Below are 11,980 nucleotides of genomic sequence, written 5' to 3' on the forward strand. Positions count from 1 at the left end.
CCACCACGCTCCCGGGACCTTCGACCCTAAAGAGGAATTCTGAATACCTGTTTCGTGGGGATCGACCTGTTTGAGTCCCGGAAGGAGATTCGGTAGTGCTCTCGGAATCCTCGGCCGCAGTCGTGACCGCCACCCTGCCCGTCGTACGGGCACACGGCGAGGCCATCACCGGCCGCTTCTACCAGCGGATGTTCGACGCCCACCCGGACCTGCTGGACCTGTTCAACCGGGGCAACCAGGCCACCGGGGCGCAGAAGGCCGCCCTCGCCTCGGCGGTGGTCGCGTACGCGGCGCACCTGACCGGCGACACCGGCCTGCCGTGGGGGCCGGTCCTGGACCGGATCGCGCACAAGCACGCCTCGCTCGGCATCACCGCCACCCAGTACCCGATCGTCGGCCGGCACCTGCTCGCCGCCGTCGGCGAGGTGCTCGGCGACGCCGTCACCGCGGAGGTGGCCGCCGCCTGGGACGAGGTCTACTGGCTGCTGGCCTGCGAACTGATCGCCCGCGAGGCGCGGCTCTACGCGGGCGCCGGCGTACCCGAGGGCGCTCCGGTATGGCGGGACTGGCGGGTGACCGGCCGGACCCTGGAGAGCGCCGACGTCGTCTCGCTCACCCTCGCGCCGGCCGACGGCGGCGCCGCGCCCGGCTTCACCCCCGGCCGGTACGTCTCGGTCGCCGTCGACCTGGACGGCGGCCGGGGACAGCAGATCCGCCAGTACAGCCTCTCCGGCCGCCCCGGCGCCGACCAGTGGCGGATCACCGTGAAGCGGGTACGCGGCACGGGCGGCGCGCCCGACGGGATGGTCTCCGGTCACCTGCACGAGCGGGTGGCGGTCGGCGACACGCTGCGGCTCAGCCCGGCGTTCGGCGAGGTGGACGCGGCCGGCGGCGACGGGCCGCTGCTGCTGGCCAGCGCCGGCATCGGGCTCACCCCGGCGATGGCCGCGCTGGCGCACCTGGCCGACCGGGACCCGGGACGACGGGTGACGCTGGCGCACGCCGACCGCGCCGCCGAGGCGCACGCGCTGCGGTCGGAGCTGCCCGCGCTCCAGCAGCGGCTGCCGAACCTGACCGTCCACCTCTGGTATCTCGACGCCGCCGGGGCCGACCTGCCGGGCCTGAAGGCGGAGGTGTCCGCCGGGCTGATCGCCCCGGACCGGCTCGCGCTGCCCGCCGGGGTGACCGCGCACCTGTGCGGCCCGGTCGCGTTCATGAACCTGGTCCGGGCCAACCTGCTGCGCCGGGGGGTGCCGGGCGAGCGGATCGCCTACGAGGTGTTCGGCCCCGGGATGCTGCCGGGCTGACCGCCCCGCCGCGAAACAGGACTTCTTCGAACCCTTTTTCTTCGCGAGGACGCGCGTCGATGCCTTACCAGGGCCCGGAAACCTCCACACCGGAGGCAGCACGGCCCGGGGAAGTCGATGATCTACAGGTTAGGGGCGGATCACGAGGGTACGGGTCCTCCCATGCGTGTCCTCGGCATCAACGCGATCTTCCACGATCCGGCCGCCGCCCTGGTGGTCGACGGCCGGGTCGTGGCCGCCGCCGAAGAGGAGCGGTTCAGCCGTCGCAAGCACGGCAAGCGACCGGTGCCTTTCTCCGCGTGGGAGCTGCCCGAACTGTCCGCCGCGTGGTGCCTGGCCAGCGCGGGCATCGACGTCGACCGGCTCGACGCGGTCGCGTACTCCTTCGATCCCGGCCTGTGCCGGGACGCGGCCGAGCTGGGACTCGCCGACCCGTGGGACGGGCTGCGGGTGGACTACGCGCGGCGGGCGCCGCAGTTCCTCGCCGCCGCGCTGCCCGGCCTCGACCCGGAGAAGGTGCGGTTCGTGCCCCACCACGTGGCGCACGCCGCCTCCGCCGGGCTGGCCGCGCCGCCGGCCGGGGACGACACGGCGGTGCTGGTGCTCGACGGCCGGGGCGAGGTCGCCAGCCACCTGGCCGGCGTCTACCGCGACGGGCGGCTGTCGCCGCTGCGCTCGCAGGAACTCCCCCACTCGCTCGGCCTGCTCTACGAGGACCTGACCCGGCACCTGGGCTTCCTGCACTCCAGCGACGAGTACAAGGTGATGGCGCTGGCCTCCTACGGCACGCCGAAGCACCTCGACACGCTGCGCGAACTGGTCCGGGTCACCGACGACGGCGGATTCCGGGTGGAGCGGATCGACTGGGCGGGCCTGGCCAAGCGCGTCGAGGCCGGCACGGAACCGGGTGAGGCGCACGCCGACCTGGCCGCCAGCGTGCAGCGGCGGCTGGAGGAGGTCGTGCTCGACCTGGCCCGCTGGCTGTACGACGCCTCCGGCGGCGCGCGCACCCTCGCCATGGCGGGCGGTGTGGCGCTGAACTGTGTGGCGAACGCGCGGATCGCCGCCGAGGGCCCGTACCGCGACGTGTGGGTGCAGCCGGCCGCCGGTGACGCGGGCACGGCGCTCGGCGCGGCGCTGCACGTCGCTACCGAACTCGGCGACCGGACCGCCCCGATGACCGGCGTGGACCTGGGCCGGGGCTGGTCGGACGAGGAACTGGAGGCGGAGCTGCGCCGCGCGGCGCTGCCGTACACGCGGCCGGAGTCGATCGCCGCCGAGGCGGCGGAGGTGCTCGCCGGCAACGGCATCGTCGCCTGGTACCAGGGGCGCAGCGAGTACGGGCCGCGCGCGCTCGGTCACCGGTCGCTGCTCGCCCACCCCGGCGACCGGGACACCACCCGCCGGATGAACGACGTCAAGGGCCGCGAGCAGTTCCGCCCGATCGCGCCGATGGTGCGCGCGGAACGCTTCCCCGAGGTGTTCGAGGGCGTGTACCCGAGCCCGTACATGCTGTTCGTGCACCGGGTGAAGCCGCAGTGGCGGGACCGCATCCCGGCCGTCACCCACGTGGACGGCACCGCCCGGGTGCAGACCGTGCACGCGGAGACCGAGCCGCTGGTGGCCGAGATGCTGGCCGAGTTCGAGCGGCGTACCGGGCTGCCGGTGGTGGTGAACACGTCGCTGAACACCGCCGGGCGGCCCATGGTGGACACGCCGCGCGAGGCGATGGAGCTGTTCGGCTCCGCGCCGGTCGACCTGCTCGCGCTCGGCCCGTTCGCGGTGCGCCGGCGGGCGTTCGACGGTGACCGGTGATCAGCCTCGTCGTGCCCACGCTGGGCCGCCCCAGCCTGGCCGCGCTGCTGGAGGCGCTCGCCGCCCAACTGGGCGAGAACGGGCGCGACGACACGACCGGCGTCGAACTGCTGCTGGTCGACGACCGGGGCGAGGACGCCGGGGAGCTCGCAGTGCCGGGGGCGCTGACCGCGTACACGAAGGTGCTGACCGGGCGCGGCGCGGGCCCGGCGGCCGCCCGGAACCTGGGGTGGCGTGCGGCCCGGGGCGAATGGGTGGTCTTCCTGGACGACGACGTGGTCCCGGCGCCGGACTGGGTGGCACGGCTGCGCGCCGATCTGGCCGTGGCCGGGCGGGTCGGCGGCGTGCAGGGCGTGGTGCAGGTGCCGCTGCCGGCGCACCGGCGCCCGACCGACTGGGAACGCGGCACCGCCGGGCTGGCCGACGGGCGGTGGATCACCGCGGACATGGCATACCGGCGGGCCGCGCTCGCCGCCGTCGGCGGGTTCGACGAGCGGTTCCCGCGCGCCTACCGGGAGGACGCGGAGCTGGCCCACCGGGTCCGCCGCGCCGGATGGCAGCTGGTGCGCGGCGAGCGGCGGGTCACCCACCCGGTGCGTCCGGAGAGCCGCTGGGTGAGCCTGCGCACCCAGCGGGGCAACGCCGACGACGCGCTGCTGCGCCGCCGCTACGGCCGCCGCTGGCGCGCCGACCTGGACCTGCCGCCGGGACGGCGGCCCCGGCACGCGGCGATCACCGCCGCCGCCGCGGTGGCCCTCGTGGCCGTCGCGGCGCGCGCCGCCGTCCGGCGCCCGGCGCGGCGGACACTCGGCGTAGCCGGCGGGCTGGCCGCGCTCGGCTGGGCGGCCGGGACCGCCGAGTTCGCCCGGGCCCGGATCGCGCCCGGCCCGCGCACCCGCGACGAGGTGGCCACCATGCTCGTCACCAGCGCGCTCATCCCGCCGCTGGCCACGCTCCACTGGGTACGCGGCTGGTGGCGCGCCCGTGCCGTGCCGGCCGGGGACGGCCGCTGATGTCCACCACCGGCTTACCCGCCGGGTCCCCGGCACGCGGGCTGTACGACGCGGTGCTGCTGGACCGGGACGGCACACTGGTCGAGGACGTGCCGTACAACGGCGACCCGGAGAAGGTACGGCCGCTGCCGGGTGCCCGAGAGGCGCTGGACCGGTTGCGTGCCGCCGGGCTGCGGCTGGCCGTCGTGACGAACCAGTCCGGCCTGGCCCGGGGCCTGTTCACCGAGGCGCAGATGCGGGCCGTGCACACCCGGATCGAGGAGCTGCTCGGCCCCTTCGACCACTGGGCGATCTGCCCGCACGACGACGGCGACCGCTGCGCCTGCCGCAAACCCGCGCCCGGCCTGGTGCACGAGGCGGCGCGCGCGCTCGGCACCACGGCGGCCCGGTGCGTGCTCGTCGGCGACATCGGCCGGGACATGACCGCCGCGCTGGCCGCCGGCGCGACAGGCGTGCTGGTGCCGACGCCTGTCACCCGGCCGGAGGAGGTGGCCGCCGCCCCGGCCGTGTGCGCGAACCTGCCCGGCGCGGTGGACGAGATCCTGCGCCGCCTGGACGCGGTCCGACCAGCGACGCCCCGGCGGACCGGCACCGTGCTCGTGGTCCGCAGCGACTCGGCCGGGGACGTGCTGGTGACCGGGCCCGGCATCCGCGCGGTGGCGGCCGGGGCGCAGCGGGTGGTGCTGCTGTGCGGGCCACGCGGCCGGGCCGCGGCCGACCTGCTGCCCGGCGTGGACGAGATTATCGAGTGGCCGCTGCCCTGGATCGACGGCTCCCCCGCGCCGGTGGACCCGGACGACATGCGCGCGCTCACCGGCCGGCTCGCCGCCGTACGCGCCGACGAAGCCGTCATCTTCACCTCCTTCCACCAGTCACCGCTGCCCCTCGCGCTGCTGCTGCGCCTGGCCGGAGTGCCCCGGATCAGCGCCATCAGCGACGACTACCCCGGCAGCCTGCTCGACGTCCGCCACCGCGTCCCGGCCGGCGTACCCGAGCCCGAACGCGCCCTGTCCCTCGCCGCCGCCGCCGGATTCGCGCTGCCCGACCACGACGAGCCCGCCCTGCGGGTGCGGCTCGGACCGGACCGGGAACCGCCGCGCGGCGAGTACGTCGTGGCGCATCCCGGCGCGTCGGTGCCCGCCCGGGCCTGCCCGCCGCGGCTCTGGGCGCGGATCGTGGCCGCGCTGGCCGCCGACGGGCACCGGGTGCTGGTCACCGGCGGCCCGGACGAGCGGGATCTGACCGCGCTCGTCGCCGCGGCGGGCGGCGTCGACCTGGGTGGGACGACGGACCTGGCCGGGCTCGCCCGGCTGCTGGCCGGCGCCCGCTGCCTGGTGGTGGGCAACACCGGGCCCGCGCACCTGGCCGCGGCGGTCGGCACTCCAGTGGTGAGTCTCTTCGCGCCCACGGTGCCGTTCGGGCAGTGGGCGCCCTACCGGGTGCCGACGGTCCGGCTCGGTGACGCGGCCGCGCCCTGCCGGGACACCCGCGCCACCACCTGCCCGGTCCCCGGGCACCCGTGCCTGGGCGGTCTCGACCCGGGCGCGGTGGTCGCCGCCGTCCGCACGCTCGCGCCCGGCTGACCGGCCCCTGCCGCAGTCCCGTACCCGCACCGCCCCCCTCCGAGGAGAGAGATGAACGTTCTGCTGTGGCACGTGCACGGCTCCTGGACGACGTCCTTCGTGCACGGCAGGCACCGCTACCTCGTGCCGGTCACCCCGGACCGCGGACCGTACGGGCGCGGCCGGGCGCGCACCTATCCGTGGCCGGACAGCGTCGTCGAGGTCACTCCCGAGACCCTGCGGGACGCCGACGTCGACGTGGTCGTCCTGCAACGTCCCGAGGAGTTCGACCTGGCCGCCGAGTGGCTCGGCCGCCGTCCCGGCCGTGACCTGCCCGCGATCTACGTCGAGCACAACACCCCCAAGGGCGACGTGCCCACCACCCGGCACCCGATGGCCGACCGCGACGACCTGCTGCTGACCCACGTCACCGCGTTCAACCAGCTCTTCTGGGACAACGGTGGCACCCGCACCACTGTGGTCGACCACGGCGTCGTACCGCCGGCCGTGGAATGGACCGGTGAGCTGAACCGCCTCGCCGTCGTCACGAACGAGCCGGTACGCCGCTGGCGGGTCACCGGCACCGACCTGATGCCGCGCTTCGCGACGGTCGCCCCGCTCGACGTGTTCGGCATGGGCGTGGCCGGGCTGCCGGACGCGCTCACCGCGGCGGGCTTCCCGGGCCTGCCGGTGACCGGGCACGAGGACCTGCCGCAGCACGCCATGCACGCCGAACTCGCCCGGCGGCGCGCCTACCTGCACCTGTGCCGCTGGACCTCACTGGGCCTCAGCCTCATCGAGGCCATGACCATGGGCATGCCCGTGGTGGCGCTGGCCACCACGGAAGCGGTGGAAGCCGTCCCACCGGACGCCGGGGTGCTGTCCACCCGGATCGACACGCTCGTCGAGGCGGCGCGCTGGCTGGCCGAGGACGCCGACGCCGCGTACCGGCTCGGGGCACGCGCACGCGAGGTGGCGAAGGAACGGTTCGGCCTGGACCGCTTCCTCGCCGACTGGGACCGGATCTTGGAGGAGGAGACATGCGCATCGCGATGATTTCCGAACACGCCAGCCCGCTCGCCGCCCTCGGCGAGGAGGACGCCGGCGGCCAGAACACGCACGTCGCGGAACTCGCGTCCGCGCTCGTCGGCGCGGGCCACGACGTCCGCGTCTACACCCGCCGCGACTCCCCCGCGCTGCCCGAGGCGGTTCCCGCGCCGGACGGCTACGAGGTGTGGCACGTGCCGGCCGGTCCCGCCCACCGGGTGCCGAAGGACGAGCTGCTGCCGTACATGGGCGAGTTCGGCAGCTGGCTGGCGGACACCTGGCGCCGCGGCGGCTGGACGCCGGACGTGGCGCACGCGCACTTCTGGATGAGCGGACTGGCCACTGTGCACGCCGGCCGCCGTACGGGGGTGCCGACCGTGCTGACGTACCACGCGCTCGGCACCGTCAAGCGCCGCCACCAGGGCGCCCGGGACACCAGTCCACCGGGGCGGATCGGCTACGAACGGGCCCTCGGCCGGGCCGTGGACCGGGTCGTCGTGCAGTGCTCCGACGAGGTCGCCGAGCTGGTGCGGATGGGCGTGCCCCGGTCCCGGATGGCGCTGGTCCCGTCCGGCGTCAACGAGGCGGTGTTCCGCCCGGACGGCCCGGTCGCGCCGCGCGACCCGGCCCGCCCGCGCATCCTCACCGTCGGCCGGATGGTCGAGCGCAAGGGTTTCCTCGACGTGGTCCGGGCGCTGCCCGCGGTGCCGGACGCGGAGTGCGTGGTGGTCGGCGGCCCGCCGGCCGACCTGCTGCCCGCCGACTCGTTCGCCCGCCGGCTGTCCGCGCTCGCCGAGTCCTGCGGCGTGGCCGACCGGGTACGGCTGCTCGGCGGCGTGCCGCGCGAGGAGATGGGCGCCTGGTACCGGTCGGCGGACGTGCTCGTCGCCGCCCCCTGGTACGAGCCGTTCGGGCTCACCCCGCTGGAGGGCATGGCCTGCGGCGTGCCGGTGATCGGCACGAACGTGGGCGGCATCGCCGACAGCGTGGTGGACGGGCTCACCGGTGACCTGGTGCCGCCGCGTGACCCCCGGGCGCTGGGCACCGCGCTGCGCCGGCTGCTCGGCGACAACGTGCGCCGCTTCGCGTACGCCACCGCCGCGCTGGACCGCATCCGCAGCCGGTACTCCTGGAAGCGCTGCGCCGAACAGCTCGGCGCGGTCTACGGCACGCTCGTCGGCGCGGCCCGGCCCACAACGGCGGTGGCCTGATGACCGGTCTCGACCCACTCGACACCCACCTGACCGGGCTGGCCTCGGCCCTGCTGCCGTACCGGCGGGAGGCGCAGCGGCTGGAGTCCTGGGCGACGGAGCTGGCCTGGACGCTGGTCCGGGGCGGGCGGCTGCTGGTGGCCGGCAACGGCGGCAGCGCCGCCGAAGCCCAACACCTCACCGCCGAACTCGTCGGCAAACTCCGCCACGACCGACAACCCCTGTCCGCCATCGCACTACACGCCGAAACCAGCGCCCTCACCGCCATCGCCAACGACTACGGATACGACGAAACCTTCGCCCGCCAGGTCCGCGCCCACGGCCGACCCCACGACATCCTCCTGCTCCTCACCACCAGCGGCACCAGCACCAACCTCCTCACCGCCGCCCACGCCGCCCACCAGACCGGCCTGCGTACCTGGGCCTTCACCGGACCCGCCCCCAACCCCCTCGCCGACCTCTGCCACGACGTGCTGGCCGTGCCGTCGCCGGACAGCCAGGTCGTCCAGGAGCTGCACCTGGTCTCGACGCATCTGCTCTGCGAGTACGTCGACCGGGCGCTGCCGCTGGTCCGTCAGCTTCCGCACGCGCCGTGGCGGCCGGTAGATCCCGTGTCCGTGACCGGCCGGACGGCGGCCGAGGGCGGGCCGGACCGACCCGGGTGGGACGGCCTGGTGCTGGCCGGGGTCGACGGCGCGGCGCCGCACGGCGCCAACGGCCACGCCCCGAACGGCCACGCCCCGAACGGCCACGGCCTGAACGGCCGCGGCCCGAACGGACACGCGACGAACGGACACGGGCCGAACGGGCACGGCACGAACGGGCACGGCACGAACGGCTTCGCGCCCGCGAACGGTCACGCGGCGAACGGGCGCCGCCGCGACGGCGACACCGGCACCGGCTGGGTGCAGTCGTGAACGGCCCGCTCGTGGTCGTCGGCGACACGCTGCTGGACCGCGACGTGGACGGCACTGTGAGCCGGATCTGCCCGGACGCCCCGGCGCCGGTGCTCGACGAGCGCACCGCCACCGACCGGCCGGGCGGCGCGGGGCTGGCCGCCCTGCTCGCGGCCGCCGACGGCGGTGAGGTCGCGCTCGTCACCGCCCTCGCCGACGACGCCGGCGGCGTACGCCTGGCGGAGCTGCTGACCGACGCGGACGTGGCGCTCTACCCGATGCGCCTGCCCGGCGCGACCGCCGAGAAGATCCGGCTCCGGGCCGGTGGGCAGACCCTCCTGCGGCTGGACCGCGGCGGCGATCCGCAGCCGCCCGGTGAGCCGTCGCCGGCGGTCCGGGAGCTGCTCGGGCGGGCCGGCGCGATCCTGGTCAGCGACTACGGGCGCGGCCTGCTGCGGCAGCCGGCGCTGCGGGCCGCGCTGGCCGAGGCGAGCGCCCCGGTGGTCTGGGACCCGCACCCGCGCGGCCCGGCCCCGGTGTCCGGCACCCGGCTGACCACACCCAACCTGGACGAGCTGCGCCGGGTCACCGGCGACGCGGGCGGCGGCTCGGCGCTGACCACCGCCACCCGGGCCGGTCAGGAGCTGCGCCGCCGGTGGCGGGTCGGCGCCGTGGCGGTGACCATGGGACCGGACGGGGCGGTGCTGTGCCATGCCGGCGGCACGCCGGTGGTGCTGCCCCCGGCGTCCGTGCCGGAGCACGTCGAGGACACCTGCGGGGCCGGCGACCGGTTCGCCGCCGCCGCCGCGCTGGCGCTCGGCGAGGGCGCGCCGCTCGCCGAGGCGGTCCGCGCGGCGGTCGAGGCCGCGTCGGCGTACGTGGCGGCGGGTGGCGCGGCCGGGCTGCGCCGAAAGCGGGAGACGGCCGCCGGCCCTGACCCGGCGCGCACCGCCGAGGACCTGATCGCCCGGGTACGCGCCGACGGCGGCACGGTGGTCGCCACCGGTGGCTGCTTCGACATCCTGCACGCCGGGCACCTGTCCACGCTGCGCGCGGCCCGGCGTCTCGGTGACTGCCTGATCGTCTGCCTCAACTCCGACAGCAGCGTGCGCGGGCTCAAGGGCCCGGACCGCCCGGTCAACCCGGCCGGGGACCGGGCCCGGCTGCTGGCGGCGCTGGACTGCGTCGACGCGGTGGTGGTCTTCGACGAGCCCACACCGCACCAGGTGCTGGCCCGGCTGCGCCCGGACGTCTGGGTCAAGGGCGGCGACTACGGCGACGTCGAGCTGCCCGAGGCGGAACTGGTCCGCCGCTGGGGCGGCCGGGTGGTGACCGTCCCCTACCTGGCGGGCCGGTCCACCACCGGCACCATCTCGGCCGCGCGCCAGCGCGGCCTGCACCTGGTCCGAACTGTGGTCTGAACGAGCGAGAAGGAGTCCGGCATGAGCAGGGACATCAACGGCCGCGCGGTCCTCGTCACGGGCGGGGCCAGCGGGCTCGGCGCGGCGGTCGTGGCGGCGGTCGCCAAGGCGGGCGGGCGGCCGTACGTGCTGGACCGCCGCGCGCCGGCCGACGGCGTGCCCTGGGTCGAGTGCGACCTGGCCGACCCCCGCGCCGCCGAGGCGGCCACCCGGCGGATCGCCGAGCAGGCCGGTGAGCTGACCGGCGTGGTGACAGCGGCCGGCATGGACGTGCCCGGGCGGCTGGCCGACGTCGACGGCGCCACCTGGGACCGCATCGTGTCGATCAACCTGCTCGGCACCGCCGCGGTGATCCGGGCGGCGCTGCCGGAGCTGGAACGGGCGCACGGCACAGTGGTGACGGTGGCGTCGACGCTGGGCGTGAAGGCGGTGAGCGACGCGACCGCGTACTGCGCGGCGAAGTTCGGAGTTGTCGGCTTCACCCGGGCGCTCGCCGCCGAGCTGGCCGGCGCCGTGGGCGTGACGCTGCTGATCCCGGGCGGGATGCGTACCGCGTTCTTCGACGAGCGGGACGAGAAGTACAAGCCCGGTCCGGACGCGATCCTCAACGACCCGGCCGACACCGCGCAGGCGGTCATGTTCGCGTTGGCCCAGCCGCCCGGCTGCGCCGTACGCGAGATGGTGGTCTGCGCCGAGCAGGAGTCGTCGTACCCGTGATCCTCGTGCTGCGGGCGCTCGGCGTCGGTGACCTCGCGACCGGGGTGCCGGCGCTGCGCGCGTTACGCGCCGCGTACCCCGGCAAGGAGCTGGCGCTGGTCGCGCCGCGCTGGCTGGCGCCGCTGGTGGACCTGGTGGGCGGTGTGGACCGGCAGGTGTACGCGGACGGGCTGGGCCCGCTGCCCTGGTCCGGCCCGCCGCCGGAGGTGGCTGTCAACCTGCACGGCCGGGGCCCGCAGTCGCACCTGATGCTGGCCGCGCTGCGGCCGGGCCGGCTGCTGGCGTTCGCCAACCCGGAGGCGGGCGTGCCGGACGGGCCGCCGTGGCGGGCCGACGAGCACGAGGTGGACCGCTGGTGCCGGATGCTGGCCTGGTACGGCGTGCCCGCCGACCGCGCCGACCTGGCGTTGCGCCGCCCCGAGCCGGGCGGGTTGCCGACCGGCGTGACGATCGTGCATCCCGGGGCGAAGGCGGCGGCGCGGCGCTGGCCGGTGGCGCGCTTCTCGGCGGTGGCGCGGGAACTGGCCGGGCGCGGGCACCGGGTGGTCGTCACCGGCAGTCCCGGCGAGCGGGAGCTGGCCGGGGCGGTGGCCCGGGCGGCCGGGCTACCAGGGGACGCGGTGCTGGCCGGGGCGACCGACGTGGGCGAGCTGGCCGCGCTCGTCGCGTACGCCCGGCTGGTGCTCTGCGGCGACACCGGCGTCGGCCACCTGGCCACCGCCTACGCCACCCCGTCGGTGCTGCTGTTCGGCCCGGTGCCGCCGTCGTGGTGGGGACCGCCGCCGGACCGGCCGTGGCACGAGGCGCTGTGGGCCGGGCCGGGTCCGACCGCTCCCGGCGACGGCGTGCACCCGGCGCTCGCCGCGCTGGACGTGCCGGCCGTCCTGGCGGCCGTGGAGCGGGTGGAGCGGGCCGCGCGCCACCGCCCGTCCGCGCCCGCGCAGCGGAACCGCCCACCCCTTGCTACCCGCCGGTAGGTTCGGGCCGTACG

9 protein-coding genes and 1 pseudogene are annotated in these 11,980 nt (G+C 76.3%); all 10 read left to right on the plus strand.

Annotated elements, in window-relative coordinates; all coding sequences use genetic code 11:
- The first annotated feature begins 95 nt into the window (after positions 1–95).
- The 10 genes and pseudogenes from ACSDG8_RS07115 (at position 96) to ACSDG8_RS07160 (ending at position 11,966) form a co-directional block, all read left to right on the plus strand.
- Complete coding sequence (locus ACSDG8_RS07115; RefSeq protein WP_210899401.1) at positions 96–1,307, plus strand: globin domain-containing protein; 1,212 nt, start codon at positions 96–98, stop codon at positions 1,305–1,307.
- A gap of 162 nt (positions 1,308–1,469) precedes the next feature.
- Positions 1,470–3,122, plus strand: coding sequence for a carbamoyltransferase family protein (locus tag ACSDG8_RS07120; RefSeq protein ID WP_210899403.1), 1,653 nt, complete (start codon positions 1,470–1,472; stop codon positions 3,120–3,122).
- A complete protein-coding gene (locus ACSDG8_RS07125) occupies positions 3,119–4,135 on the plus strand; it encodes a glycosyltransferase family 2 protein (RefSeq protein WP_439427740.1) in 1,017 nt (338 codons plus the stop codon). Before ACSDG8_RS07120 ends, ACSDG8_RS07125 begins: the two co-directional genes overlap by 4 nt.
- The gene (locus ACSDG8_RS07130; protein ID WP_439427741.1) at positions 4,135–5,718 is read left to right on the plus strand and encodes an HAD-IIIA family hydrolase; all 1,584 of its coding nucleotides are present in this window, start codon (positions 4,135–4,137) and stop codon (positions 5,716–5,718) included. Before ACSDG8_RS07125 ends, ACSDG8_RS07130 begins: the two co-directional genes overlap by 1 nt.
- Positions 5,719–5,769: 51 nt before the next feature.
- Positions 5,770–6,753, plus strand: a complete 984-nt coding sequence (locus tag ACSDG8_RS07135) for a glycosyltransferase (protein WP_210899412.1) — start codon at positions 5,770–5,772, stop codon at positions 6,751–6,753.
- Positions 6,738–7,955 (plus strand): glycosyltransferase, encoded by a 1,218-nt coding sequence (locus ACSDG8_RS07140; RefSeq protein WP_210899414.1) that lies wholly within the window; start codon positions 6,738–6,740, stop codon positions 7,953–7,955. Before ACSDG8_RS07135 ends, ACSDG8_RS07140 begins: the two co-directional genes overlap by 16 nt.
- A pseudogene (locus ACSDG8_RS07145) lies at positions 7,955–8,527 on the plus strand (D-sedoheptulose-7-phosphate isomerase); the annotation flags it as partial. The gene ACSDG8_RS07140 and the pseudogene ACSDG8_RS07145, both read left to right, overlap by 1 nt.
- 341 nt (positions 8,528–8,868) lie before the next feature.
- A complete protein-coding gene (locus ACSDG8_RS07150) occupies positions 8,869–10,272 on the plus strand; it encodes a PfkB family carbohydrate kinase (protein ID WP_210899416.1) in 1,404 nt (467 codons plus the stop codon).
- Between the two features lie 21 nt (positions 10,273–10,293).
- Positions 10,294–10,989, plus strand: a complete 696-nt coding sequence (locus tag ACSDG8_RS07155) for an SDR family oxidoreductase (protein ID WP_247679591.1) — start codon at positions 10,294–10,296, stop codon at positions 10,987–10,989.
- Complete coding sequence (locus tag ACSDG8_RS07160; RefSeq protein ID WP_210899421.1) at positions 10,986–11,966, plus strand: glycosyltransferase family 9 protein; 981 nt, start codon at positions 10,986–10,988, stop codon at positions 11,964–11,966. The genes ACSDG8_RS07155 and ACSDG8_RS07160 overlap by 4 nt, the downstream gene beginning before the upstream one ends.
- Positions 11,967–11,980 lie beyond the last annotated feature (14 nt).

This window comes from Micromonospora sp. LA-10, from assembly GCF_051853095.1.
GTDB lineage: Bacteria > Actinomycetota > Actinomycetes > Mycobacteriales > Micromonosporaceae > Micromonospora > Micromonospora echinospora_A.

Coding starts and splice junctions, on each gene's coding strand:
- ACSDG8_RS07155 (WP_247679591.1), top strand. CDS start 10,294: ATGAGCAGGGACATCAACGGCCGCGCGGTCCTCGTCACGGGCGGGGCC.
- ACSDG8_RS07135 (WP_210899412.1), top strand. CDS start 5,770: ATGAACGTTCTGCTGTGGCACGTGCACGGCTCCTGGACGACGTCCTTC.
- ACSDG8_RS07140 (WP_210899414.1), top strand. CDS start 6,738: ATGCGCATCGCGATGATTTCCGAACACGCCAGCCCGCTCGCCGCCCTC.
- ACSDG8_RS07130 (WP_439427741.1), top strand. CDS start 4,135: ATGTCCACCACCGGCTTACCCGCCGGGTCCCCGGCACGCGGGCTGTAC.
- ACSDG8_RS07120 (WP_210899403.1), top strand. CDS start 1,470: ATGCGTGTCCTCGGCATCAACGCGATCTTCCACGATCCGGCCGCCGCC.